At 74.0% G+C, this 24,454-nt stretch carries 22 protein-coding genes; 16 read left to right on the top strand and 6 right to left on the bottom strand.

The window, feature by feature from the left end:
- Position 1 precedes the first annotated feature (1 nt).
- Positions 2–1,573 (bottom strand): MFS transporter, encoded by a 1,572-nt coding sequence (locus AB0Q99_RS01270; RefSeq protein WP_363567221.1) that lies wholly within the window; start codon positions 1,571–1,573, stop codon positions 2–4.
- Between the two features lie 129 nt (positions 1,574–1,702).
- On the opposite strand from AB0Q99_RS01270, the gene AB0Q99_RS01265 reads away from it, so the two are divergent.
- A complete protein-coding gene (locus AB0Q99_RS01265; RefSeq protein ID WP_363567219.1) occupies positions 1,703–2,320 on the top strand; it encodes a TetR/AcrR family transcriptional regulator C-terminal domain-containing protein in 618 nt (205 codons plus the stop codon).
- Positions 2,321–2,559: 239 nt separating this feature from the next.
- The gene (locus tag AB0Q99_RS01260) at positions 2,560–3,141 is read left to right on the top strand and encodes a hypothetical protein (RefSeq protein WP_363567217.1); all 582 of its coding nucleotides are present in this window, start codon (positions 2,560–2,562) and stop codon (positions 3,139–3,141) included.
- 168 nt (positions 3,142–3,309) lie between these two features.
- Here AB0Q99_RS01260 and AB0Q99_RS01255 read toward each other — a convergent pair whose 3' ends face one another.
- Complete coding sequence (locus AB0Q99_RS01255; RefSeq protein ID WP_363567215.1) at positions 3,310–3,777, bottom strand: zinc-binding dehydrogenase; 468 nt, start codon at positions 3,775–3,777, stop codon at positions 3,310–3,312.
- Positions 3,778–3,963: 186 nt separating this feature from the next.
- Here AB0Q99_RS01255 and AB0Q99_RS01250 point away from each other — a divergent pair, with 186 nt between their 5' ends.
- The 6 genes from AB0Q99_RS01250 to AB0Q99_RS01225 all read left to right on the top strand — a co-directional run bounded on the left by AB0Q99_RS01250 (position 3,964) and on the right by AB0Q99_RS01225 (position 7,182).
- Positions 3,964–4,158 (top strand): hypothetical protein, encoded by a 195-nt coding sequence (locus tag AB0Q99_RS01250; RefSeq protein ID WP_363567213.1) that lies wholly within the window; start codon positions 3,964–3,966, stop codon positions 4,156–4,158.
- 3 nt (positions 4,159–4,161) lie between these two features.
- Entirely contained in the window at positions 4,162–4,506 is a 345-nt protein-coding gene (locus AB0Q99_RS01245) for a metalloregulator ArsR/SmtB family transcription factor (RefSeq protein WP_363567211.1), read from the top strand.
- Positions 4,507–4,625: 119 nt separating this feature from the next.
- Entirely contained in the window at positions 4,626–6,281 is a 1,656-nt protein-coding gene (locus AB0Q99_RS01240; RefSeq protein ID WP_363567209.1) for a SulP family inorganic anion transporter, read from the top strand.
- Between the two features lie 45 nt (positions 6,282–6,326).
- Positions 6,327–6,830, top strand: coding sequence for an ATP-binding protein (locus tag AB0Q99_RS01235; protein WP_363567207.1), 504 nt, complete (start codon positions 6,327–6,329; stop codon positions 6,828–6,830).
- Positions 6,831–6,838: 8 nt separating this feature from the next.
- Entirely contained in the window at positions 6,839–7,018 is a 180-nt protein-coding gene (locus tag AB0Q99_RS01230; protein WP_363567205.1) for a hypothetical protein, read from the top strand.
- Positions 7,015–7,182: a DUF6126 family protein gene (locus AB0Q99_RS01225; RefSeq protein ID WP_363567203.1), complete on the top strand. Its 168-nt coding sequence runs from the start codon at positions 7,015–7,017 to the stop codon at positions 7,180–7,182. Before AB0Q99_RS01230 ends, AB0Q99_RS01225 begins: the two co-directional genes overlap by 4 nt.
- A 72-nt stretch (positions 7,183–7,254) precedes the next feature.
- Here AB0Q99_RS01225 and AB0Q99_RS01220 read toward each other — a convergent pair whose 3' ends face one another.
- Positions 7,255–7,641: a metalloregulator ArsR/SmtB family transcription factor gene (locus tag AB0Q99_RS01220; RefSeq protein ID WP_363567201.1), complete on the bottom strand. Its 387-nt coding sequence runs from the start codon at positions 7,639–7,641 to the stop codon at positions 7,255–7,257.
- Between the two features lie 989 nt (positions 7,642–8,630).
- On the opposite strand from AB0Q99_RS01220, the gene AB0Q99_RS01215 reads away from it, so the two are divergent.
- Genes AB0Q99_RS01215 through AB0Q99_RS01195 form a run of 5 tightly spaced genes read left to right on the top strand, consistent with a single transcriptional unit; the run spans position 8,631 to position 14,362 of the window.
- Positions 8,631–10,202 carry an amino acid permease gene (locus tag AB0Q99_RS01215; protein ID WP_363567199.1) on the top strand — a complete coding sequence of 524 codons (1,572 nt, stop codon included), beginning with the start codon at positions 8,631–8,633 and terminating at the stop codon, positions 10,200–10,202.
- Positions 10,203–10,222: 20 nt separating this feature from the next.
- The gene (locus AB0Q99_RS01210; RefSeq protein WP_363567198.1) at positions 10,223–11,446 is read left to right on the top strand and encodes an arginine deiminase; all 1,224 of its coding nucleotides are present in this window, start codon (positions 10,223–10,225) and stop codon (positions 11,444–11,446) included.
- Between the two features lie 22 nt (positions 11,447–11,468).
- Positions 11,469–12,524 carry an ornithine carbamoyltransferase gene (gene argF, locus AB0Q99_RS01205; protein ID WP_363567196.1) on the top strand — a complete coding sequence of 352 codons (1,056 nt, stop codon included), beginning with the start codon at positions 11,469–11,471 and terminating at the stop codon, positions 12,522–12,524.
- Between the two features lie 2 nt (positions 12,525–12,526).
- Complete coding sequence (locus AB0Q99_RS01200; protein ID WP_363567194.1) at positions 12,527–13,522, top strand: carbamate kinase; 996 nt, start codon at positions 12,527–12,529, stop codon at positions 13,520–13,522.
- 24 nt (positions 13,523–13,546) lie between these two features.
- The gene (locus AB0Q99_RS01195; protein ID WP_363567192.1) at positions 13,547–14,362 is read left to right on the top strand and encodes an HPF/RaiA family ribosome-associated protein; all 816 of its coding nucleotides are present in this window, start codon (positions 13,547–13,549) and stop codon (positions 14,360–14,362) included.
- A 283-nt stretch (positions 14,363–14,645) separates the two neighbouring features.
- Here AB0Q99_RS01195 and AB0Q99_RS01190 read toward each other — a convergent pair whose 3' ends face one another.
- On the bottom strand, positions 14,646–16,214 hold the full coding sequence (locus AB0Q99_RS01190) for an oleate hydratase (RefSeq protein ID WP_363567190.1): 1,569 nt from the start codon (positions 16,212–16,214) through the stop codon (positions 14,646–14,648).
- Positions 16,215–16,571: 357 nt separating this feature from the next.
- On the opposite strand from AB0Q99_RS01190, the gene AB0Q99_RS01185 reads away from it, so the two are divergent.
- On the top strand, positions 16,572–17,519 hold the full coding sequence (locus tag AB0Q99_RS01185) for a universal stress protein (RefSeq protein WP_363567188.1): 948 nt from the start codon (positions 16,572–16,574) through the stop codon (positions 17,517–17,519).
- 153 nt (positions 17,520–17,672) lie between these two features.
- Entirely contained in the window at positions 17,673–18,329 is a 657-nt protein-coding gene (locus tag AB0Q99_RS01180) for a CBS domain-containing protein (protein ID WP_363567186.1), read from the top strand.
- Positions 18,330–18,513: 184 nt separating this feature from the next.
- Here AB0Q99_RS01180 and AB0Q99_RS01175 read toward each other — a convergent pair whose 3' ends face one another.
- Positions 18,514–19,056 (bottom strand): hypothetical protein, encoded by a 543-nt coding sequence (locus AB0Q99_RS01175; protein WP_363567185.1) that lies wholly within the window; start codon positions 19,054–19,056, stop codon positions 18,514–18,516.
- A gap of 17 nt (positions 19,057–19,073) precedes the next feature.
- The gene (locus AB0Q99_RS01170) at positions 19,074–20,819 is read right to left on the bottom strand and encodes an alpha/beta hydrolase (protein ID WP_363567183.1); all 1,746 of its coding nucleotides are present in this window, start codon (positions 20,817–20,819) and stop codon (positions 19,074–19,076) included.
- A 498-nt stretch (positions 20,820–21,317) separates the two neighbouring features.
- Here AB0Q99_RS01170 and AB0Q99_RS01165 point away from each other — a divergent pair, with 498 nt between their 5' ends.
- A complete protein-coding gene (locus tag AB0Q99_RS01165) occupies positions 21,318–24,302 on the top strand; it encodes a type 2 lanthipeptide synthetase LanM family protein (protein WP_363567181.1) in 2,985 nt (994 codons plus the stop codon).
- The last annotated feature ends 152 nt before the right edge of the window (positions 24,303–24,454 follow it).

Genomic DNA, 24,454 nt, shown 5'->3' with positions numbered 1-24,454 from the left:
GTCAGCACCGTTGGTGCGTAGCGGTGCCGGCGTCGGTGCCGGTGCCGGTCGTGCTGCTGGTGCCGGCGCCGACGGTCCCGCCGGCGCTCCGGGCTCCGGGCAGGAGCAGGGAGGTGAGCGCGCCCAGCAGGCTGAGCGCCGCCGCGGCGACCAACGCCGCCCGGGAGCCGTGCAGGAGCGCGGCGGCTCCGGAGGCCGTGCCGGTGACGGACTGGGCGAGGGCGCCGAGCAGGGCGAGGCCGAGGGCGCCGCCCAGCTGGCGGGAGGTGTTGAGCAGGCCCGAGGCGAGGCCGGCTTCGGCGGGCGGGACGGCGGCGGTGGCCGCCGTGGTGGCGGACATCAGCATCAGGCCGAGGCCGGTTCCGATCAGCAGCAGCGGGCCGAGCAGGTCGGCCGCGAAACCGGCGTCGGCCGGCAGGGTGGCGAGCCACAGCAGCCCGGCTGCCGCGACGGTGCCCCCGTACAGCGGCAGTCGGCGGGCCCCGGCGTCGAGCAGGCGCCGGGAGACCAGGGCGGCCGCGGCCAGGCACCCGCCCATCGGCAGCATCGCCAGGCCGGCCTGCTGGGCGGAGTAGCCGAGGACCTGCTGGAGCAGTTGGGAGACGAGGAACAGCGACGCCGTCAGGCTCGAACCGAGCAGGAGGACGACGAGGTTCCCGGCCGGTACGCCGGGCAGCCGGAAGACCGGCAGGCGGACCAGCGGGTTCGCGCTGCGGGCCTCGATCCGCACGAAGGCGGTGAGCAGCAGGGCCGCCGCGGCGAGGCTGACGAGGGTGGTGGGGGACGTCCAGCCGCTCTCGGAACCGCGCGTGACACCGAACAGGAGCAGGCCGACGCCGGTGGTCGAGACGAAGGCCCCGGGCAGGTCGAGCCGGCCCAGGGAGCCGCGGACGTCGGTGGGCCGCAGGCAGAGCTGGACGGCGGTCAGCAGCGCGATGCCGACGGGCACGTTGACGTACATCACCCAGCGCCAGCCGGCGTGTTCGGTGAGCACGCCGCCGAGCAGCACGCCGAGCGCGGCGGCCGACGAACTCGACGCGGCCCAGGCCGACATGGCGCGCCGGCGCAGCTCGGGCCGGTCGGCGGTGGCGGCGAGGACGACGCCCAGGGTCGAGGTCGCCAGTGCCGACGCGCCCAGCCCTTGGGCGGCGCGGGCGGCGATCAGGACCTGGCCGCTGCCGGCCAGTCCGCCGAGGGCGCCGGCGGCGGTGAACAGCAGCAGGCCCGCCTGGAGGGTGGCGCGGCGGCCGAAGAGGTCGCCGGCGCGGGCCGCGAGCAAGGTGCAGCCGCCGAGCACCAGCAGGTAGGCGTCCACCACCCAGCGGGCGGCGGCGGAGGCGAGTCCGAGGTCGGCGCTCATCGCGGGCAGGGCCACGTTCACGATGGCGCCGTCGGTGACGACCATGAACGACGCGGTGCAGGCGATCGCCACCGCCGCCGCGACGGGCAGGCCGGGCCGCAGCAGAGGCGGTGCTCCGGACGGCGGCGGGCCGGTGCGGGGTGGGCCGGTGTGCGGCGGCGCGGCGGCCGGAGGGGGCGCGGCGGGGTCGTGGGAAGGGGGCGGCGCGGGCATGGCGACTCCTGACCTGAACGGTGTTCTAGTAGAACGGTGTTCAGGTTAGGGTAGGCTCAATGACGTGTCAACACGGGGTGACCAGGGCCGCGAAGGTGCCCAACCCGCCTGCCCAGCAAGGAGATCCGCGTGCGCCTGCACCGCGAGGACGTGCTCGCCGGAGCCCTCGGCCTGCTCGACCAGGACGGCCTGGACGGGCTCACCATGCGCCGCCTCGCCACCTCCCTGGGTGTCGGTCCCAGCGCCCTGTACTGGCACTACCGCGACAAGCAGGCCCTGCTGGAGGCCATCGCGGAGGAGATCATGAGCGGCGTCGCCGACGTCGACCTCGCACTGCCGCCGGGTGAGCGGACCGCCGAACTCGCCCGACGCCTGCGCCGCGCGCTGCTCGCCCGCCGGGACGGCGCCCGCGTCCTGTCCGGCACGTACGTCCGCCGGCCCAACACCCTCGGCTTCGGCGAGGCCGCCGTCCGGGCCCTCGCCGAAGCCGGAGTGCCGGAGACGGAGACCGCGCTGGCCTTCTTCACCCTCCAGGACTACGTGCTCGGCCACGTCATCGAGGAACAGAGCCGGGAGCACCAGCTCGCCACCACCGACCGCACCCCGACTCCGGACGCCGCCACCACCGGCGACTACCCGGCGATCGGCACGGCCATCCGCCACTGGGCCGAGCGCACCCCGGACGACCGCTTCGAGTACGGCCTCCGCCTCCTGCTCGACGGCCTCGACCGCCGCACGGGGGTCTGACCACCGACCGCGGGCCCGGGACCGATCCGGGGCAGTGACCGCCCGCGCCCGGCCGAGAACCCTGGGGGGACGTTGAGCACGAACAGGCCGGTCGGGGATTCGGCGCGGGTGCTGTGGCGGCACAAGGCACTGCTGCTCCTGCCCGGGATGGCCGGCCTGGTGCTGACCGCGGTGGCCTGGGGCTCGTCCTGGCGGCGGCGGGGCTGTGGTCGGGGGCCGTCGCGGGGAACCTCGCGCTGGTGGTGGCCGCGCTCCTGGTGCTGGCGGTCTTCGCCACCTTCTTCAACGCGGTGCTGATCGTCGCGGCGGACGACGCGCTGCGGGGGCGGCCGGTCCGGATCGGGGCGAGCTACCGGCGGGCGCTGCGGCGGTTGCCGGCCGTCGTGGCGTGGGCACTGGTCGGGGCGGTGGTGATCGTCCTCGGGTCGGTGCTGCTGGTCGGGCTCCCGTGGGTGATGGCGTCCTACCTGGTGCTGCCGGCGATGATGATCGACGGCAGCGGCGTCCGCGAGGCGATGCGGACCTCCCGGCAGGCGTTCCGGGCCCACGGCGGGGACACCACGCGCGGTTCGATCCGGACCGCGCTGCCCGTCACGCTGTCGTTCGTTCCCTCGGCGGTGGTCTTCGCCCTGGGCCTCACGGCGGCCGACCGGCTGCTCGGGGTGCTGGCCGTGGCGGGTGCGGCCCTGTGGCTGGCGCTCGCCGTGACGGTGACGGCGAGCCTGTCCGGGGTGTTCCGGGTTTCCCACTACCGCGAGATGACGGAACGTCGGGTCGAGCCGGTGGGGCGCCCGGCGATCCGGGTGTCGCCGGTGGAGTAGCGCGGCCGGACCGATCCGATGGGAGGCCGGCGCGCATCGGCCGCGCGGGTTCTCGCGGGGTGGACACCCGAGCGCGGGGCGGCCGGGGTGAGCCCGGGCCGGGCGACGCGCGCCGCGGTCGAGGCGAGTCCTCGCGCCCCGGGCACGCGCCCGGCCACCGCCTACTGGTCAGGCGGGGAGCAGCAGGGTCCGGCCGCTGGGGCCCTGGCGGTGGACGGCGGCGAGGTCGGTCAGCGGGCGGCGGTCGCCGACGTCGATGTGCAGGCGGCCGGCGTCGACCTCGGCCACCAGGTGGGCGAGTCGGGCGGTGTTGCCGCGGGCGGCGATCTTGATGCCGCGGACCTCGCGGGCCGGGTCGCTCTTGGCGGGCGTGGTGGCGGAGACGAGCACGCCGCCGGGGCGGACCAGGCCGAGGAGGTCGGCGGTGTCGGTCGGGGCGAGGTTGAGTGCGAGGTCGACGGGCTCGGTGACGGCCTCCGCCGGCGTGGTGGTGGTGTGGTCGACGATCTGGTCGGCCCCGTACGAGCGGACGCGGTCGGCGCTGGCCGGGCCGGCGGTCGCGACGACCACGGCTCCGGCCTGCTTGGCCGGCCGGCGCGCGGAGCGCGGCCGGGTCCGCGCCCGCCACCGGCGCATCGGGTCGTTCCTGGTCGGATGCCGGATCGCCGGCGATCGGCTGTGATCTCAACTATCGAAATCCAGCACATGCGAAACAATCAAGTTGAAAAATTCTTCATGTCGCTACATGATGTCGGCTGTCCGACGGACACGGGCAGCCGACGGCTGCTCCGGCGGACCGGCCGAACGCGCGGAGGGGTGGCGATGACCGAGGTCTTCGAGCAGGAACTGCGGGAACAACTCGCCCGGGCGCGTCGGGCCCGGCAGGCCGCCGAAGCCGACGGTGACGAGGACGGCGCCCAGGCCTACGCCGGCCGGGTCGCGGAGCTCGTGCGCATCGCGAACCGCCACGGCCTCGCGGAGGGGGAGCACACCGAACCCAGGCAAGGAGCGAGCTGAGTCATGGCCGTCCCGCTGTACCAGGCGAAGGCGGAGTTCTTCCGCACCCTGGGCCACCCCGTCCGCATCCGGGTGCTGGAGCTCCTGCGGGACGGTCCGCTGCCGGTGCGCGATCTCCTCGCCGCCCTCGACATCGAGGCCTCCAACCTCTCCCAGCAGCTCGCCGTCCTGCGTCGCGCGAACCTGGTGACCGCGACCCGCGGTGGCAGCACCGTGGTCTACGCGCTCGCCACCCCGGACGTCGCCGAACTGCTGCTGGCCGCCCGCCGGATCCTCGGCTGGGTGATCAGCGACCAAGGGCAGCTGCTCGCCGAACTCGGGGCGACGCCCGGCACGGTCCGGTCGTGAGCGCCCATGGTCCGATCGGGAACGCCCGCCGTCCGGTCGCGAACACCCTCGGTCCGGTCGTGAACACCGTCACGCGTCGGGTGCGTGCGGTCCTGCCGACCCGGCCGATCCTGGCCACGATGGGACGGTCCCCGCGCCGGGACCTGGTGGCCGGCCTCACCGTGGCGGTCGTCGCGCTGCCGCTGGCCCTGGGTTTCGGCATCTCCTCCGGCGCGGGCGCCGAGGCGGGCCTGGCCACGGCGGTCGTCGCCGGGGCGCTCGCCGCGGTCTTCGGCGGCTCCGACTTCCAGGTGTCCGGGCCGACCGGGGCGATGACCGTCGTCCTGGTCCCGATCGTCGCCCGCCACGGCACCGCCGGCGTACTGACCGTCGGCCTGCTCGCCGGGGTGCTGCTGGTGGCCCTCGCCCTGGCCCGGGCCGGGCGGTGGATGGCGTACGTCCCGGTGCCCGTGGTGGAGGGCTTCACCGTCGGCATCGCCGGGGTCATCGCGCTCCAGCAGGTGCCGGGCGCGCTCGGCGTCCGCAAGCCCGAGGGCGACAACCCGGCCGTCGTCGCCGCGCGGGCGGTGGGCGAGTTCGCCGCCGCGCCGCACTGGGCGGCCGTCGGCGAGGCCCTCGCGGTGGCGGCCGTGATGCTGATCGGCGTCCGGCTGCGGCCCGCGCTGCCGTTCTCGCTGATCGCCGTCGTCGCGGCGACCGTCCTCACCAAGCTCGCCGACCTGCCGGTCGCCACCATCGGCCACCTGCCCGCGGGCCTCCCGGCACCCTCGCTCGGCTTCCTCGACCTCTCCGCCGTCCCCGCGCTGCTGCCCTCGGCCCTGGCCGTGGCCGCCCTGGCCGCGCTGGAATCGCTGATGTCGGCGACGGCCGCGGACGCGATGAGCGTCTCCGAGCGCCACGACAGCGACCGCGAACTGTTCGGCCAGGGGCTGGCCAACCTGGTCGCCCCGCTGTTCGGCGGCGTCGCCGCGACCGGGGCGATCGCCCGCACCGCCGTCAACGTCCGTTCGGGTGCGGCCTCCCGGCTCGCCGCGCTGGTCCATGCGGCCGTGCTGGCGGTGATCGTCTTCGCCGCCGCCCCGCTGGTCGCCGGGGTCCCGCTGGCGGCCCTGGCCGGGGTGCTGATCGCCACCGCCGTCCGCATGGTCGAGGTCGGCTCGCTGCGGGCGCTGGCCCGGACCGGGCGGGGCGAGGCGGCCGTGATGATCCTGACCGCCGCCGCCACCCTGGCCTTCGACCTGGTCACCGCCGTCGTGATCGGCCTGCTGGTGGCCGGCGTCCTGGCGCTCGCGGCCGTCGCGAAGGCGGCCAGGGTGGAGCAGGTCCCGCTGCACGAGGGCGTTCCCCCGGCCGACCACCACGAGGAGGAGCGGGCACTGCTCGCCGAGCACATCGTCGCCTACCGGATCGACGGCCCGCTGCTGTTCGCCGCCGCGCACCGCTTCCTGCTGGAGCTCACCGAATCGGCCGAGGTCAGGGTCGTCATCCTGCGGATGTCCAGGGTCAGCGCGATCGACGCCAGCGGTGCCACCGTCCTCGGCGACGCGATCACCAAGCTGCAGCGCCGCGGCACGCTCGTCCTGGTCTCCGGCATCCGCGACGAACACCACCGCACGCTCGACGCCCTCGGCACCCTCGACCGGCTTCGCGCCGAGGGCCACGTTTTCGCGGCGACCCCGGACGCCATCGCCCACGCCCGCACCCACCTGTACGGTGCCGCCGCCCCGGCGGGCCGCCCGGCGGGGGATGTCGCCACCGCGGAGGCGGGCCGTTGACCACGCTCGCCGAGGAACCCCGATGACGCTCGCCGAGGAACCCCGATGATCCGGCGCTGGAGGGACCGCAGGCAGCACGGCCACACCTCCGCCACGCCACCCCGACCGGTCGGCCACCGACGGCAGTACCGGATGAGCCTGGCCAGCACCTGGGCCGCGGCCAAGGTCGTCCGCCGGATCACGGTGACCCTCCTCACCTCGTGGCGGGTGCCGCCGAAGTCCACGGTCCACGACGTCGCGGTCTTCGCGGTCACCGAACTGGCCGCCAACGTGGTTCGGCATGCCGCGGAGCGGTCCCCGTACTTCGAACTGTGGCTGGCCGTCGGCGATGACGGCCTGGAGGTCGCCGTCCGGGACGGTCACCCGCGCCTGCTCGACCTGCCGCTCCCGGGGCCGGGCGGGGAGAGCGGCCTGGCCGCCGTCGCGGACCTCGCCCGGCACCTCGGCGGCGACCTGACGATCGAGCCCGCCCCCGAGGGCGGCAAGACCGTGCGGGTCCGGCTGCCGCTCGACCCACCCCTGAACTCACCTACCACGACTGTGGATTGAGGTCCAGCGTGCGCTTCACCGTCACGCCCTACGACGACGACCGGGGCACCCCTGGGCCGCCGGAGAGCGTCGACCTGCCGACTCTGCGGGCCGTCCTCGCCGAGGCCGCCGTGACCGGCCGGCGCCTCCACATCCGCCCCCGGCCCCGACCCGAGCGTGCCCCCACCCCCACCCAGGAGTCCCGGTGAGCGACAGCGTCGGCAACGGCGTCAACGACGGCGTCAGCAACGGCGTCAGCGACGAGAAGAAGCGCCGCAAGGCCATGCTGATCCGTGCCGGGATCTACATCCTCGGCACCCACCTGTTCGCCGGGTTCGTGATCCTGCTCTTCGCCCTCGGCAACCGGCACTGAGCCGACAGGGGCCTCGGAGCGCCCCGCTCGGGGCGCGGTGCCCCATCCGCTCCCGCCCACGCGGACGCGGGGTTACGCCTTGGGGTGGCGCACCGGGCCGGCCTCGGTGCGGAGTTCGTCGAGGAGCCCGGCCCGGTCGGTCAGGAGCGCGCCGAGGATGGACCGGGCGACCGCCAGGAGATCGGCGACCTCGGGGGTGGTCAGCCGGTAGTAGACGCCGGCGCCCTCCCGGCGGGAGGTGACCAGTCCGGTGCGGCGCAGGATCGCGAGCTGCTGGGACAGGTGGGCGGCCTCGACGCCGACCTCGGGAAGCAGGTCCGCGACGGCCTGCTCGTGCTCGCTCAGCAGCTCCAGGACCCGGATGCGGACGGGGTGGCCGAGCGTCTTGAAGAACTCGGCCTTGTGCTGGTAGAGCGGCACGGTGACGACCGACGGCTGGCGTGGGGCGTCGGCATTCACCGGGCTCACCATTCCCCTCAGGTGCTGGTCAGGCGGGACATCAACACCGACGACTCTAGCAATCCCGCCGACACGTAGATCATCTCGCCGCCGGAGCCGCCGGAGCCGCCGGAGCCGCAGACACGGCTGCAAGCGCCGGACGCCCGCGCCGGGCCGCCGCCGTCGACCTGTCGCGACCACCGGAGGATGCTCGCCGCCACCCCTGTCCAGCACACCCGGGGTGGCGGCGAGCGAACGCGAGGCCCCGACGACCCATCGGTGGCTGGGGCCCGGGATGCCCGACCCGCGTTTACGGATCCCGCCGCTTGCTGCCGACCGCCCCGGGGTATGCGGCCCCGGGGCGTGCGGCACCACGAACGGAGCGAGCGGCGCCCGCACACACCGGCACGGTGGAACGCAGCCCGATTCCCTTCCTCGCAGTTGCCAATCTTAGCAACTGCTAACATTCATTGTGCTGAGGCCCCCCGGAAGCGGCCGACGCTCGGGCGGGCCGCCTCGGAACCGACGCCGAGGCGGCCCGCCGCCGGTTCCGGCGAGCGCCGCGGCCCTCCGAACAGCGTGCCGACCCGAGGGTGGCGCGCGTCGGCCGATGACGACCAGTGAGGCACCGCCGGGGCGGCGCCCGGAACGACCGCAGCCGCGCCCGGATGCCTCCCGGCGCCGCCCACACGGGCGGCGGCGTCGCGCCGCGGTGAGCCCGTCGAGCCCCGCCCGTACCGGCCGGGTCGTCACGACCGCTCCTTGCCGGTCGTCCGGGCACCGGGCGCGGGTGCCGTCCGGCTGCGCACCGATCTCCCGTCGCGCCCGGCAGGAGCCGAGGAGAGCCGCCGGGACCATCGGGCGCGGGAAGCAGGGACCGCCGGGGCGGGGGAACGGGACTGTCGGCCCCTGGGATGCGCGGCCCGCCGGTCCGAAGATCTTTCTCGACGGGTCGCGGCGAAGGCCGGTCCCCATCCGCACGATGTCGACGCCTGACGAGGGAGCCCCTGATGTCCGGACACGATCGCGCCAGAGCGCGGGCGAGCACGACGGAGGACGGAACACGAGGACGGAGCGGCACGTTCGGGCTTCCGGGCGCCACCGCGCTGGTGGTCGGCAGCATCATCGGGACCGGCGTGTTCGCGCTGCCGTCGGCCCTCGCGCCGTACGGGCCGATCGCGCTGGTGGCGTTCGTGCTGGTGACCCTCGGGGCGCTGGCGCTCGCCGTGACCTTCGGGCGGCTGTCGGAGCGGGTCCCGGGCAGCGGCGGACCGTACGTCTACGCCCGGGCGGCGTTCGGCGAGTTCGCCGGGTTCCTCACCGCCTGGTCGTACTGGATCACGGCCTGGGCCGGGAACGCGGCCATCGTGGTGGCCTGGGTCGGCTACGTCGAGGTGTTCGTCAACAAGGGCCACCACACCTGGGCCTCGATCGCGATAGCCCTGGTGGGCCTGTGGCTGCCCGCGATCGTCAACCTGACCGGCGTCCGCAGCATCGGGGCGTTCCAGGTGGTCACCACGGTGCTGAAGTTCCTGCCGCTGGCGTTCATGGCCACGGCCGGACTGCTGTTCGTGCGGTCCGGCAACTTCGGGGCCTTCAACGCGAGCGGCGGCTCGGCGCTGGGCGCCGTGTCGGCGGCCGGGGCGATCGCGCTGTTCAGCTACATCGGCCTGGAGACCGCCTCGGTGGCGGCCGGACGGGTGCGGGAACCGGAGCGCAACGTGCCACGGGCGACCGTCTACGGCACCCTGGCCTGCGCGGCGATCTACCTGCTCGGCACCCTGGCCGTGTTCGGCACCGTGCCGCACGCCCGACTCGGCTCCTCCGTCGCGCCGTTCACCGACGCCATGAACAGCATCGCGGGCGGCACCTGGGCCGGGAACCTGGTCGCCGTCGCCGCGATCGTCTCCGGGCTCGGCGCGCTCAACGGCTGGACGCTGATCTGCGCCGAGATGCCGATGGCCGCCGCCCGCGACGGACTCTTCCCGGCCGCCTTCGCCGGCACCCGCGGCCGGGGCGAGGTCCCGGCCTTCGGCATCGTCTCGGCGACCGTCCTCGCCTCGGTGCTCACCGTGATCAGCTACACCCGGTTCACCCGGGTGTTCACCGAGATCGTGCTGCTGAGCGTGCTCACCGCCGTCATCCCGTACCTGGTGTCGGCCGCCGCCCAGCTGTACTGGCTGGCGCTGCACGGCAGGGAGCAGGCGGACCGGCGCCGCCTCGCCCGTGACACGGCCGTCACCGTCCTCGCGCTGGCCTTCTCCTACTGGTCGATCCAGGGCAGCGGCTACCAGACCGTCTACTACGGCCTGTTCACCATCCTGCTCGGCATCCCGGTCTACATCTGGCTCAAGCGGCCGCACGCCCGAACGGCGGCCGACACCCTCACCGGTACCGACACCCTCACCGGTGCCGACACCGGCATCGACCCCGACACCCGGCCGACCGAGACCCGGCCGACCGGCACCCTGCAGCCGGGCCGCCCCGACGCACCGCCCGCCACGAAGGCGGCCCGCACCGTCCGTCCGGTCGGCCTCACCGCCGCCGTCCTGCGTGCGCTGACGCCGCGCCACCTCCACTGAGAACAAGGGAGCACACCGAGATGTCCACTCTGCGTGTCGACTCGGAAGCCGGCCGGCTCCGGCAGGTGATCCTGCACCGCCCGGGCCTGGAGCTCGCCCGGCTGACCCCGCGCAACGTCGACGAGCTGCTCTTCGACGACATCCTGTGGGCCAAGCGCGCCCGCGAGGAACACGACGCCTTCGCCCAGGTCCTGCGCGACCACGGGGTGCGCGTCCACCACTACGCCGATCTCCTCGCCGAGACCCTCGACCTGCCGCCCGCCCGGGCCTGGCTGCTCGGCCAGGTGGTCACCGGGGCCACCGTCGGCCCCGCGCTCGTCGAGCCGGTCCGGGAGCTGTGCTCGCAGTTCGACGGCACCACCCTGGCCGAATACCTGATCGGCGGCGTCCTCAAGGAGGACCTGCCGCTGCACCGCCCCCACAGCCTGCACTGGAACACCCTGGGCGAGCAGGACTTCGCCCTTCCGCCGCTGCCCAACCACCTCTTCCCGCGCGACAACTCCTGCTGGATCGGCGGCCGTTACAGCCTGAACCCGATGGCGAAGGCGGCCCGCCGACGGGAGAGCCTGCACACCGCCGCGATCTACCGCTTCCACCCGCTGTTCGCCGAGACCGCGCCCGCGCTGCTCGACGGCACCACCACGGCACCCGGGCTGAGCCTGGAGGGCGGGGACGTGCACGTCGTCGCCCCGGGCGTCGTCATGGTCGGGATGGGCGAGCGCACCACCGCGCAGGCCGTCGAAACCCTCGCCCAGCAGCTGTTCCTGACCGGCACCGCGCACCGGCTGATCGCCGTCCGGCTGCCGGAGAGCCGGGCGTTCATGCACCTGGACACCGTCCTGACGATGATCGACCGGGACACCTTCACCGTCTACCCGGGCCTGGCCGACGGCCTGCGCTCCTGGACCCTCACCCCCGCGCCCGAACGTCCGGCCGGCTTCGACGTGCGGACCGACGCCGACCTCGCCGCCTCGCTCGCCGAGGCCCTCGGCCTGGACAAGGTCCGGTTCCTGTCCGCCGAACAGGACCAGCGGGCCGCCGAGCGCGAACAGTGGGACGACGGCAGCAACTTCCTCGCCCTGGAGCCCGGCGTCGTCGTCGGCTACGAGCGCAACACCACCACCAACACCTACCTGCGCAAGCAGGGCGTCGAGATCGTCACCATCGCCGGCTCCGAGCTCGGCCGCGGCCGCGGCGGCCCGCGCTGCATGAGCTGCCCGATCCAGCGCGACCCCGCCAACTGACCGACACCCGGGAGAACCTGCCATGACCGTCGACCTCACCGGCCGCCACTACCTGCGCGAACTCGACTTCACCGCCGCCGAGATCCACCACCTCCTCGACCTCGCCGCCGACCTGAAGGCCGCTCGCCGGGCGGGCACCGAGACGCCCGCCCTGACCGGCCGCCGGATCGCCCTGATCTTTGAGAAGAGCTCCACCCGGACCCGCTGCGCCTTCGAGGTCGCGGCGGCCGACCAGGGTGCCATGACCACCTACCTCGGCCCGGACGGCTCGCACATCGGCCACAAGGAGAGCATCGCCGACACCGCCCGGGTCCTGGGCCGGATGTACGACGCCATCGAGTACCGCGGCTTCGACCAGGACGCCGTCACCGAACTCGCCCACCATGCCGGCGTCCCCGTGTACAACGGCCTCACCGACCAGTGCCACCCCACCCAGAGCCTGTGCGACGTGTTCACGATGCGTGAGCACAGCGGAAAGCCGCTGCGGGAGATCTCCTTCTGCTACCTCGGCGACGCCCGCAACAACACCGCCAACTCCCTGCTGGTCATGGGCAGTCTGCTCGGCATGGACGTCCGCGTCGCGGCCCCGCGGGACCTGTGGCCCGACCCGGGGCTGGTCGCGGAGTGCATCCGGCTCGGCCGGGACAGCGGCGCCCGGCTGACGCTCACCGACGAGGTCGAGGAAGGCGTGCGCGGAGCGGACTACCTCTACACCGACGTCTGGGTCTCCATGGGTGAGGACCACGCCCGATGGCCCGAGCGCATCGCCCGGTTGCTGCCCTACCAGGTCAACGCCAAGACGCTGGCGGCCACCGGCAACCCGGACACCGCCTTCCTGCACTGCCTGCCCGCCCTGCACGACCGCCGTACCGACCTCGGTGCCGAACTCGCCGCCGAGCCGCTGCTCGCCGCCGAGCACGGGCTCGTCGGCCTCGACGTCGCCGCCGGGCACCGGCTCGACGGCCTCGAAGTCACCGACGAGGTCTTCGAGTCGCCGGCCTCGCTGGTCTTCGACCAGGCCGAGAACCGCATGCACACCATCAAGGCGATCCTGGTCGCCACCCTGGGGAGGAAGTGACGATGCGCATCGTCGCCGCACTCGGCGGGAACGCCCTGCTCCAGCGGGGCGAGCACCCCGACGCCGAGATCCAGCAGCACCACGTCCACGACGCCGCCCGGTCGCTGGCCGAACTCGTCACCGCCGGACACGAGTTGGTGATCACCCACGGCAACGGCCCGCAGATCGGCCTGCTCGCCGTGGAGAGCGAGACCGACCCGGCCCTCACCGCGCCCTACCCGCTGGACGTCCTCGGCGCCCAGACCCAGGGCATGATCGGCACCCTGCTCGCCCGCGAGCTGCTGGGCCGGCTGCCCGGGCACGCCGTCACCGCGCTGATCACCCACACCGAGGTGGACCCGCACGACCCCGCGTTCGAGCGGCCCGGGAAGTTCATCGGCGGCCGGCTCACCGAGCACCAGGCCAGGATGATGGAGATCGAGCGCGGCTGGACCACCGCGCGCGACGGTGCGCACCCGCGCCGGGTCGTCCCCTCGCCCCGCCCCACGGCGATCGTCGAACTCGCGGCCGTCCGAGCCCTCCTGGCCACGGGGGCGGTGGTGATCGCCGCCGGGGGCGGCGGTGTCCCGGTCACCCGGGACCCGGACACCGGCCGGGTACGCGGCGTCGAGGCCGTCGTCGACAAGGACCTGGCCGCGGCGCTGCTCGCCGAACAGCTCGACGCCGACGCGCTGTTGATCCTCACCGACGTCACCCACGTGTTCACCCGCTTCGGCTCCACCCGTCCCGGCCCGTTGATCAGCGTCACCCCCGACCGGCTGCGCGAACTGGACCTGCCGGAAGGTTCGATGCGGCCCAAGGCCGAAGCCGCCGCCGCGTTCGCGGAGCGGACCGGCGGCCTCGCGGCCATCGGTCCGCTGGACAACGCCCTCGGCACCATCCTCGGCACCACGGGCACCGCCGTCCGCGCACTGCCGGGGGCCGCGGGGGAGGGACCCAAGGCGTTGCCGGCGGGACCTTCGGCACTCGGCCCGGCCGATCAGCGCGCGGCAGTCTGACAACCACCCGGAAAGGAAACTGTGATGACCCGTCTGCAGACCCGAACCGCCACCGAGGTCCTGGTGGCGACCCGCGGTGAAGTCTCCCTGGCCGCGCCCGAATACGCCCGGACCAAGCTGCTCGCGGTGCTCGAACGCCTCGACGAGCCGGTCCTCGAAGCCCGGGTGAAGCTCACCCAGGAGGCCAACCACGCGGTCGCCAAGCCGTCGATCGCCCAGGCCACGATCGACCTCAACGGCCGGCCCGTGCGGGCCCACGTCGCCGCCGCCACCATGCAGGAGGCCGTCGATCTGCTCCAGGACCGGCTGAACGCCCGGATCGCCCGCGTCCGGACCCACCGGCACCACCGCCACCACGCCGAGGCGCCCGCTGCCGCGGCCTCGGCCGCGTCCTCGGCCGCCGGGCACGAACACCGTCCGCAGCGCCGTGCGTTGGACGCGGAGGAGCGCCGGGTCGAGCGGCACAAGACCTACAGCCTCGCGCGGCAGACGGCGTGGGCGGCGGTGTTCGAACTGGAGGCGATGGACTACGACTTCCACCTGTACACCGACACCGCGACGGGCCGCGACAGCGTCATCTACCGGGACGGGGCGACGGGGGCGTACCGGATCTCCTCGGCCGGCCCGGCGGCCGCGGCCGGATCGGCGCCCGAGGCCGTCCCGGGCATCACGGTGAGCACCGCCGGCGTCCCCGAGCTCACCGCGGCCGAGGCGGTCGCCCACCTCGACCTGGGCGGCCGGCCGTTCGTCTTCTTCACGGACGCCACGACCGGTCGCGGCAACATCCTGTACCACCGGTACGACGGCCACTACGGCCTGATCACTCCCGCGGACCAGTAGCACGCGAGTGACATGCGGTACGGCCGTGGGGACGTGACCCCGGCCAGGGCCGAGCGCCGGAAGCGGGACCGACCGCTTCCGGCGCCGTTGCCGTTGGCACCCGTCCGGCACACCGTCCGACGGTTTCGGACCCGGACCCGGACCCGGACCCGGCTCCAGGCGCAGGCGCAGGCGCGCGCACGGACGCATCGCACGGACGCATCGCACGGACGCATCGCACGAGAGCGAGGCTCCCCGACGGGAAGCCTCGCTCTCGTGCCTCATCCGCCCCGGCCCGGTGCGCTCACTCGCGGTGCATGGTGTGCAGGGCCTCGGCCAGGACGTGCGGGTCGTGGTGGCCCTTGTAGACGGCCGGGGGCCGCCGGTCGAGGTCGAGCAGCTGCGCGACGGCGGTCCAGGCGGTGCGCACGGAGTATTCGACGGTGAAGACGACGTCGTCGGGGACCTCGGCGTACTGGCCGATGAAGGCGAGGTTGGCGGAGCCCTTCGGGACCACCTGCGGCCGGTCGCCGTGGCTGCGCACCAGGAACTGGCTGGTGATGTAGGGCATCAGGCAGGGGATGACGGTCGAGGTCCCGGCCACCCGTTCCGCGGTGGCGGGGTCCACGGTCAGGTGCCGGAGGACCTCCTGGAGGATCTCCGCACCGCTGCACTCCCGCATCGGCTTCCTGACGAAGGTGCCGGGCCGGTCGGGGAAGAGGCCGTAGCCCCACCACACCGAGACGTCCTCGGGCTGCTGCTGGTAGACCGGCTGGCGGTTGACCACGATGGTCAGCAGCCACGGGGAGTCGGTGAGGGTGAGCAGGCCGCCGCGACCGGTCGGGCGGCCGGTGAACTTCGCCATCCAGTCGACGAAGGCCGGGTCCTCGGCGGTGACGGTGAACGACTCCCAGGTGGATTCGGCCGGGTGGTGGTCGAAGACGGCGGGGTGGCCGAAGTCGTCGCGGCCGCGGGAGATCCGGTGCCACAGCAGGAAGGACTCGGGGTCGCGGGAGGTGCGGGGGCTCGCCGGCGGGGCGGTGTGGGAGCCGAGGACGGAGTCGGCGGTCATCGAGCCGTTGGTGACGAACACGAGGTCGTCCTCGGCGACCGGGATGTCGTCGTGCGCGCCGAGGAAGTTGATCCGCTCGACGCTGGTGCCCGGCCCGTGCCGGAAGGCCAGGTCCGCGACCAGGTGGCCGGTGTGGAGGTGGACTCCCTGCTCCTGGAGCCAGGCGGAGAGCGGGCGGACGATCGAGTCGTACTGGTTGTAGCGGGTCCGGTGGATCCCGGACATGCTCTCGAACTCCGGGAAGAGGTGGATGAAGCGCCTGAGGTAGCGCCGGAACTCGATGGCACTGTGCCAGGGTTCGAACGCGAAGGTGGTGCACCACATGTACCAGAAGTCGGTGGTGAAGAAGCCCTCGTCGAAGCAGTCCGTGATCCGCTTGCCGTCCAGCAGCCGTTCGGGCGTGGCCAGGCACGTGACCAGTTCCAGCCGGTGGCGTTCGGAGAAGCCCATCGCGTGCCCGTCGCGGATCTCGCCGCCCGCGCGCACCAGCCGGGCGGTGTCGTCCCAGGGGGACTCCTCGTGCGAGTCGAGGATGTCCTGGGTGGCCGACTTCGACGGGTCGTCCAGCGAGGGGATGCCGGACAGCAGGTCGTACGTGCAGCGGAACTGTGCCTCGAACATCCGGCCGCCGCGCATCGTGTACCCCGTCTCGGGCGTGCCGCCCGCGTCGAGGCTGCCGCCGACCTCGTCCTGCCCCTCGTAGAGGTGGATGTCGTCGCCGGCGAAACCTCCGTCCCGGATGAGGAACGCGGCGGCGGACAGGGCGGCTATGCCGCCACCGACCAGGTGGGCCTTGGGCATCGCTTTTCTCCTCAACTGTCGTGCACCGAAACGCCGTCGGCCGGCCGAGCAGCGGTCCCGGCGGTCGGCGCCGGGCGATCGGGTCCGCCGATCGAGTCCGTCGATCGAGGGGTGCGGACGACAGCTTGCTCCCGGGTCGGGTGGTGGGTCGTTGGGCCATTGGTCACCGGCGACGGAACGACGGTCCCGCGGCGTCCCGGGCACGCGTGCGGGGCGGACTGTCACGGGCGGACCGGGACCGACGGACCGGGACCTTCGGGCCCGCCCGAAGGGCATCGTGGACCCTGCCGAACACGGCTGCGGAGAGGAAGAGTTGACCATGCCGGACAGCCACCGCAGGACCCGAGGAGGAGCCCCATGAACAGCCACGGACCGATCCCCGCCGTGCCCGTGCCCGTGCCCGCGCCCATGTTCGTGCCCGTGCCCGTGCTCGTGTCCGGTCCCGTGGTCGTCGGCGTCGGCCGCTCCGCGGCCGGCCGCGGAGCCGTCACCTGGGCGGCGGACGAGGCCGCCCGCACCGGCCGGGTGCTGCGACTGGTCCACGCCCTGAAGTGGCCGCAGACCGACCCGGACGAGGACACCCCGCGCCTGCTGGACGATCACGTCCGGGTCGGCGGCGACATCGTCCTGGCCCAGGCCCGCACGTTCGTGGAGGAGCGGCACCCGGGGCTGGAGACCGAGACCCGTACGGTCGACGGGCCGCGGGCACGCGGGCTGCTGGAGCAGGCCGCGGACGCCTCGCTCCTGGTGGTCGGTGCCAAGCGCAGGCCGGTGGTCGAGCAGGTGCTCACCCTCCCGCCGATCGGCGTCCAGCTCAGCGCCCACGCCCCCTGCCCGGTGGCGGTCGTCCGCGAGACGGCGGACCCGGCCGCGCATGCCCCTGCCCCCAGGCCGCTGGTCGTCGTCGGAGTGGACGGATCACCGGGCTCCCTGGCGGCTCTGGAACTCGCCTTCGCCCAGGCCGCGGCCCACGGGGCGGTGCTGCGCGTGGTCCGGGTCTGCCGGGACCGGCCGGGGCGGACCGCCGCCGCACACACGGCCGCCGCAGGCCGGTGCGAGTCCCGACTGCTCAGCGCGACGGCCGAGTTGCGCCACCGGGACCCGCGCGTCGAGGTCGAACACGAGGTGGTGTTCGGACGCCCCGTGGGAGCCCTGCTGGGCGAGGCCGCCCGGGCCCGGTGCCTCGTCGTCGGCTCACGGGGCCTCGGCGGCTTCCGCGGCCTGCTCCTCGGCTCGGTGAGCCACGCCCTGATCGAGCACGCGGAGTGCCCGCTGATCGTCGTCCCCCCGGGCAAGGACTACTGAACGGCCCGGCCCGGCCCGCCCGCACAGCCCGGATCCCGGCCTCGCCCGCCCGCCGAGCCCGGTCCGGGCGAGCGGGCCGTGGTCGCCACGACTGACCCACACCCCGTCACCGACGCGCGGCCGTGCCGCCGATCGGAAAGGAGCGAACCGACCATGCGACACCGGATCGTGGGAGAACTGATGACGTCGGCCGTCGTGCACGTGAAACCCGACACCGGCTTCAAGGAGATCGCCCGGCTGCTCGCCGAGCACGACATCACCGCGGTGCCCGTCCTGGACCACGACGACCGCCCGCTCGGCGTGGTCTCCGAGGCCGACCTGCTGCTCAACGAGGCGGCCCAGGAAGACCCGGCAGGGCTGCTGCTCGCCCCGGACCTGCCGCCCCGGGACCGCACCCGCAGCCGCGCGACCACCGCCGTGGGCCTGATGACCGGCCCGGCCGTGTGCGCGCGCCCGGAGTGGACGGTCGTGGAGGCGGCCCGCCTGATGCAGAGCGAGCGCGTCAAGCGCCTGCCCGTCGTGGACGAGGCCGGCCGCCTGGTGGGCATCGTCAGCCGCAGCGACCTGCTCCGGGTGTTCCTCCGGCACGACCGGGCCATCCGCGAGGAGATCCGCGCCGAGGTCCTGCGCCGCACCCTGGGCATCGACCCGGACACCGTCGACGTCCGGGTCCAGGACGGCCGGGTCACCCTGGCCGGCGGCCCCGGCGGCGGGGGCCAGGCGGCAGCGATCGAGCGCCTCTGCCGCAGCGTGGACGGCGTGGTCGACGTCACCAACCACCTCGGCCACCCCCCGAACCCCACCGCCTGACCCGCCATCGCACCCCTCGCCAAGTCCCTCCCGAGTCCCGTCCGCTGACGGGGGAGTTCCGTATCGACGTGGTGACGTGAAGCCGACGCGCTCCCTGCCGTCGCACTCTCGCCGACGAGAGCGCGCCGGCAGGGAACTCCGGTTTTCCGCAGGTCAGTTGTCGCCGAGGTCGAACTCGGCGGTGTCAGTGCGACCAGTAGGGGTCGTCGACCGTCGCGCAGGTGGCGGCGTAGGCCTGCCCTCCCGGTCCGAACCTGTCGATCCACTCGCGATCGCCGATGTCGGTGACATTGAACACGGAAGCCCACACCTCGGCACAACCCTCCACCCCCGAGACGAACCGGAGGCTGAACCCTGAACCCTTCACCTCCACCGAGCCCTTGTTGCGCTCGACCACGTAGCCCTTCCCGGTCCAGAGTGCCTGGACGATGTCGAGCGGCTCCTGATTCCGGGTAGGGGTGATCCGGACTCGGGCCGCTTGGCGGGCGGACATCTCCGCCCGGCCCGTCCTCTTGCACCCGGACGTACCGCAGAGTCCGGTCAGGTCGGGGTCGCTCTCGTACCTGGCCTCGGCCCACTGCAGCCCCGGGTGGAAGGCCCCGGCGACATCGGCGAGTTCGGCCTCGATCCGGTGCTGCGCCTGCTCGACCGGCACGGCGGGTTTCTCGGGCTCCGGCCAGGCGTACCAGCCGATCAGGAGTGCCAGCAGTACTCCTGGGACGGTCATGCGCCATACCTTGGCCCTCACCTCGGGTCCTCCCTGGTGATCGTGTTCCCGTGGCCGCTCACGATCTTCCCGATGTTGGGGAGCGAGTCGCCGCCCTTGTCGTGCTTGCCGAAGTAGTTGTCGTGGGAGTCGGTCACGGTCCCGTCCGCCACCGAGAAGCGCTGCCCACCGAAGCTCTGGCTCGCCGGGTCCGTGCCGTGCCACGACCCGTCGGGATTCGTGAACGCCTCGACCGCGGACCAGCCGGGGATGAGCATTCCGGGGGACGGCGCGTCCGCGACGGGATCGTACTTGGCCGTGCCGACGTACACGTGGTCCGCGCCGATCCCGAGCTGCGATGCCTTGTCCACCCCGACGCCCGGGCTGCCGACCAGGACGATGTCGTCGACGGGCAGGCCACCGGGGTGCTGGGTCGCCTTCCCGACCACCAGGGAGCCGTAGCTGTGCCCCTGCGCGGTCATGTGTGCGGGCGCGCCCTCGTGGGTGGCCCGGAGCCCGGTGAGGAACTTGTTGTACGCGGCCCCGCCCTCCTCCGCCCGGTCCTGCATGAGTACGGAGGGACCGTCCAACTGCGGCGCGTCGTACCCCAGCCAGAACACGGACGCGATGCTCGGCGTCTCGCTGTTGGCCCGCGCGCTGCTCGCCGCGGACTGATAGATGCGCTTCGCCGTCATGGCGTCGCCGTTTCCGGCGCCGGCCAGGTTGCTGTTCAGCCCGGGCACCAGCGAGGAGACGTTCCGGGCCTTGTCCGGGTCGCCCCAGGACAGGATCGCGCGGCCCTGCCCCTGATCGCCGATCCCCAGCAACAGCAGCGGCGGCTCGGAGCCCGGCCCGCCACCACCTTCGAACTTGCCGTCGAGCCGGTCCTGAATGGACTGGAAGCCGTCGAGCTTCTCCTTCAGGGCGTCGCGCTTGGCCTTCCACTTTTCGTACTCGGGGTTCGTGACGGGCTCGCCCTTGACGTACCCCAGGTACTGCTTCGGCTCGGGGCCGAGGTTGGCCAGTTGGTTAGTGCGGTCCTGGATCAGGTTCTTCAGGTTGGTCCGGTTGGCCTGGTCGCGGGCGGCGGCGGGGATGCCGTCGAGGTTGCCGATCTGGTCCGGGTGGTTGAGGATCATCCGCTGCTGCTGGTCATCGGTCAGGCCGTTCCACCAGGCCTTGACGCTGTTCGGGTCGGTGGCGGCGGCGGGGACCTGCTGGAGCGCGTTGGCGGCGTCCGTGTCGGCCTTCACGGTGGCGGAGTCGAGGCCGGTGCCGTTGCTCGCGTTGGTGGCGAGGTGGGCGAGCCGGGCGCTGATGGTCTGGTCCGCGTGGTCGGCCTCGGTGAGCGCGGCGGTGATCCGCTTGCTGATCAGCTGGGCCTGCGCCTCGGCGTCGGTGCCGGCGAAGTTCGCGGATGCGGGGTCGTTGTCCCAGGTGATCCCGCCGTCGGGGGCGACGGTCAGCTTGTGGGTCTTCGCGTCGTCGAGGGCGCTGATCAGGTGCGCCTGGGCGGCGGCGAAGCCGTCGTAGGCGTCCTGCAGGGCCCTGCTGACGAGGCCGATCTCCTGCTGGGCGGCTTGGAGCTCGTTCTCCAGGAGCTGGATCCGGGCCTGGGCGTGGCCGGCGGCGGTGCCCGTCCACTGGGAGCGGTTCAGCCGGTCGATGACCTCGGTCTGCCAGTTGTCCTTGTGCTGACCGAAGGCGGTGGCCAGGGTGTCGAAGGCGTTCTTCGCGGTGGTGATGCCGATGACGTCGGCGTCGTGAAGGGTCTTGATGTCCACGGGGCTACTCGGCCGCCTTCGCGATCGAAGGCTTCGCGGGGCCGTCCGGGACGACCGTCGTACCGACGTCGCTCATGTCGCCCGCGAGCTTCGACGTCTCGCCCGGTATCAGACTCCCGAGGTGTTGCCGACTCTGCCCGCAGCCGTCCCGTTCAGCCGGTGTGACCTCGACTACCGAGCCCGCGTCAGGATCTGCCATGCATGCCCCCCATGCGCTCGGGCCGACTGCCGGTCAGCCCGTGTGTTCGAAAACCAACGACGCATGCTAACGGATTCGATCCGGAGGAAGATCGACGGACGTGCGGGGGGACGGTGAGCATCCTCTCGGCCTCACCGCGCCCTCGCCGGTGTTGCCGGCAAGGTCGGGGTGAGGCCGTCGGCCGAGATGTCGACCTCGCGGTTGGCGACGGTGGGGCTCAAGGTCCCTTCTCGGTAGGGTAATTCAGGCAGTTTCCCGCCTCTTGCGCCGCTGTTGCGCGGGCTGACAGGCTCTGCGCTGTGATCGGTGACAACGCGTTCGCAGCAGCGGAGGCGGTCGCCTCGCCGCGGTGGTCGCCGACCATCATGCCGGGGGAGTCCGCGGGCCTGCGACACCTCGAATCGGCCGAGTTCGTCGAGGCCGCCCTCGCCGCTGCGCCCGGCGAGCCAGTCCTGCCGGCCGGGCCGCTGCCCGGGACGGCCGGCTTCGCCGTCGTGATGGCGCCGTTCGCGGAGCTGGCGGGGCGGCGGTTGCTCGGCGAGCTCGATCCGGGGGTGGGTCGGGCGATCGAACTGCCTGCGATCGTAGCGAAGTTCACCGAGGCTACGGCCGCCGCGCTCGGTGGCCTGGCGGCCCGGGCGCTGGTGCTGGAGCTGCGGGTGGCGCGGGGGGAGGGGCGGCTGGCGGGGGCGAGTCCGCAGGACAGGTTCCGGGACTTCGTCGCCGCTGTCGGTACTCGTGACGGGTTGGCCCGGTTGTTCGCCGAGTACCCGCTGCTGCCGCTGCTGGTCGGCCGGACCTGTGTGGACGCCGTCGCGGCGATGGCCGAGGTGCTCACCCGGTACGCCGCCGACCGCTCCGAGCTGGTCGCCCGGCTGTGGGGCGGGCGCGATCCGGGGCCGCTGGTCGCCGTGGACCGGGCCGCCGGCGATGCGCACCGGGGTGGCCGTCGGGTCGCCGTACTCGGCTTCGCCGACGGCAGTCGGGTGGTCTACAAGCCGCGTTCGCTGGCGGTCGACCGCCACTTCGGTGAACTGGTGGACTGGTTCAACGCCCGCCCTGGGACACCCGGGTTGCGCACGCCCGCCCTGGTGAGCCGGCCGGGCTACGGCTGGTCGGAGTTCGTCGAGGCCCGGCCCTGCGCCTCCCCGTCGGAGCTGGCGCGGTTCTACCGGCGACAGGGTGCGCTGCTCGCCGTCGCGCACGTCCTGGACCTCACCGACCTGCACCACGAGAACCTGATCGCCTGCGCCGACCACCCGGTGCCGGTGGACGTCGAGACGCTCTTCCACCCGCCCTTGCCCGAGAACGAGGGCGAGGGCGAGGGCGAGGACCGCGCCGCCGACGACCCGGCGGGCCGCGCGCTGGAGGCGTCCGTCCAGCGGACCGGCCTGCTGCCGCAGCTGGTGCTCGGGGACGAGGCCGCGCTCGACCTCTCCGGCCTCGGGGGCGGCGCCGGCCACCGTTCGCCGCTGGAGACGGTCGGCTGGGAGGCCGCCGGCACCGACGGGATGCGGCTGGTCCGTCGGCCCGGCGTCGTGGGCGGTGGTGTCAACCGCCCCCGGCTGGGCGATGTCGAGGCCGAGCCCGCGGCTCACGCCGAGGCGCTGGTGGCCGGCTTCCGCGTGGGCTACCGCGCGATCCTGGCCGGGCGGCGGGAGTTGACCGGACTGCTGTGCCGCTTCGCCGACGACGAGGTCCGGGTGGTGACCCGGGCCACCCAGGTCTACGCGACGGTCCTCGCCGAGGCGACCCACCCCGACGTGCTGCGGGAGCCGGGCGACCGGGAGGGGCTGCTGCGGCTGCTCGGTACGGATGCCGTGGACGACCAGGGCTGGCCGGGACTGCTCGACCACGAGGTCGCCGAGCTGTGGGGCGGCGACGTGCCGGTGTTCACCGCGCGCCCGGGCGGCGTCGACCTGTGGAGCGGCACCGGCGCCCGCATCCCCGGTGCCCTCGACCGGCCCGGACTCGCCCGGGTGGCGTCCCGCCTCGCGGCGATGGACGAGGCCGACCTCGCCGGGCAGGAGCGGATCATCCTGGCGTCGCTGTCCTGCCGCGCCTCGGAAGCCGAAGCGGCCCATCCCGCCGCGGTGCCCGGCCCGCGCACCGCCGGACCGGGCGAGCCGGGCTCGACGGGCGACACAGGTGAACCCGGCGACACGGGCGAGCCGGGGGATGAACCGCTCGCTCCCGAGCGGCTGCTCGCCGCCGCCCGGGCGCTCGGCGACCTGCTGGTCGAGCAGGCCCACCGGGGGTCGGGGCGGGCGAACTGGCTGGCCATGGAGCTGCTCGGCGAGCGCTACCGCAGGCTCGCGGCCTGCGGTGCCGACCTGGGGCACGGATACACCGGGGTCGCCCTGTTCCTCGCCCAACTCGCCGCGGTCACCGGCGCGGACCGCTACGCGGACACGGCGCTCGCCGCGCTGCACCCGGTGCCGGAGCTGCTGGAGCGCCTCGCCGCGCTCCCGGACGAGGACCTGGGCGCGGTCGGCTCGGGCGGCTTCGCCGGGCTCGGCGGCATCCTGTACGCCGTCACGCAGACGGCGGTCGCCGTGGACGACGCCGGGCTGCGCGCCCTGGTCGAGCCGGCGGCCGACCTGACCGTCCGGGCCGCCGGAGCCGAGCAACCGGTCGGTGTCCTCGACGGCACCGCGGGCGGCCTGGTCGCGCTGCTGGCCGCGCACCGGGTGTGCCCGTCGGCCGGGCTCCGGCGCGGTGCGGGTGCCTGCGCCGACCGGCTGGCCGCCGCGCCCGTCCCGGCGGAGCCGGGCTTCGGCACCGGCGCGGCCGGGGTCGGCTGGGCGCTGCTCCGCTTCGCCTCCGACGGGGGCGGCGAGCGGTACCGCCGGCCGGGGCTGGCCGCGCTGCGTTCGGCCGTGGCCGCTGTGCCGTCCGTGGGGGCGGACGTCTCCTGGTGCACCGGCCGGGCCGGGGTGGCGCTGGCGGTCGCCGACCGGGCCGAGGCGATGGCGGACCCGGGGCCGGCCGAGGCCGTCGCCGAGGTCGTCGGGCGCCTCGCGGGCGCCGGACCGCTGCCCGATCACAGCCTGTGTCACGGCGAGTGGGGCGCCCTGGAGCTGCTGCACCGGACGTCCGACCGTTCGGCACTCCAGGACCGTGCCACCGCTGCGGTCCGGCGCGGCCCGCGCTGCGCGACCCCCGGCGGGATCGCGCCGCCCGGACTGCTCACCGGTCTGGCCGGCCTCGGCCATGGCCTGCTGCGGCTCGGCTTCGCCGACCGCGTCCCGTCGGCACTGCTGCTGCGGGCACCGAACCCCTGAGCCCCGCCGTCAGCCCGACCACCGGACCACCGTGCCCGACCGATCCACCGCGCTCGACCACCGGACCACCGTGCCCGACCGATCCACCGCGCTCGACCACCGGACCACCGTGCCCGACCGATCCACCGCGCTCGACCACCGGACCACCGTGC

This window comes from Kitasatospora sp. NPDC086791 (genome assembly GCF_040685975.1).
Taxonomy (GTDB): Bacteria; Actinomycetota; Actinomycetes; order Streptomycetales; family Streptomycetaceae; genus Kitasatospora.
Note: the sequence above shows the minus strand (reverse complement) of the source record. Positions and strands in the feature narration are given on the sequence as shown.

Coding starts and splice junctions, on each gene's coding strand:
- AB0Q99_RS01270 (WP_363567221.1), bottom strand. CDS start 1,573: ATGCCCGCGCCGCCCCCTTCCCACGACCCCGCCGCGCCCCCTCCGGCC.
- AB0Q99_RS01255 (WP_363567215.1), bottom strand. CDS start 3,777: ATGCGCCGGTGGCGGGCGCGGACCCGGCCGCGCTCCGCGCGCCGGCCG.
- AB0Q99_RS01250 (WP_363567213.1), top strand. CDS start 3,964: ATGACCGAGGTCTTCGAGCAGGAACTGCGGGAACAACTCGCCCGGGCG.
- AB0Q99_RS01245 (WP_363567211.1), top strand. CDS start 4,162: ATGGCCGTCCCGCTGTACCAGGCGAAGGCGGAGTTCTTCCGCACCCTG.
- AB0Q99_RS01240 (WP_363567209.1), top strand. CDS start 4,626: ATGGGACGGTCCCCGCGCCGGGACCTGGTGGCCGGCCTCACCGTGGCG.
- AB0Q99_RS01235 (WP_363567207.1), top strand. CDS start 6,327: ATGATCCGGCGCTGGAGGGACCGCAGGCAGCACGGCCACACCTCCGCC.
- AB0Q99_RS01215 (WP_363567199.1), top strand. CDS start 8,631: ATGTCCGGACACGATCGCGCCAGAGCGCGGGCGAGCACGACGGAGGAC.
- AB0Q99_RS01210 (WP_363567198.1), top strand. CDS start 10,223: ATGTCCACTCTGCGTGTCGACTCGGAAGCCGGCCGGCTCCGGCAGGTG.
- argF (WP_363567196.1), top strand. CDS start 11,469: ATGACCGTCGACCTCACCGGCCGCCACTACCTGCGCGAACTCGACTTC.
- AB0Q99_RS01200 (WP_363567194.1), top strand. CDS start 12,527: ATGCGCATCGTCGCCGCACTCGGCGGGAACGCCCTGCTCCAGCGGGGC.
- AB0Q99_RS01195 (WP_363567192.1), top strand. CDS start 13,547: ATGACCCGTCTGCAGACCCGAACCGCCACCGAGGTCCTGGTGGCGACC.
- AB0Q99_RS01190 (WP_363567190.1), bottom strand. CDS start 16,214: ATGCCCAAGGCCCACCTGGTCGGTGGCGGCATAGCCGCCCTGTCCGCC.
- AB0Q99_RS01185 (WP_363567188.1), top strand. CDS start 16,572: ATGAACAGCCACGGACCGATCCCCGCCGTGCCCGTGCCCGTGCCCGCG.
- AB0Q99_RS01180 (WP_363567186.1), top strand. CDS start 17,673: ATGCGACACCGGATCGTGGGAGAACTGATGACGTCGGCCGTCGTGCAC.
- AB0Q99_RS01175 (WP_363567185.1), bottom strand. CDS start 19,056: ATGACCGTCCCAGGAGTACTGCTGGCACTCCTGATCGGCTGGTACGCC.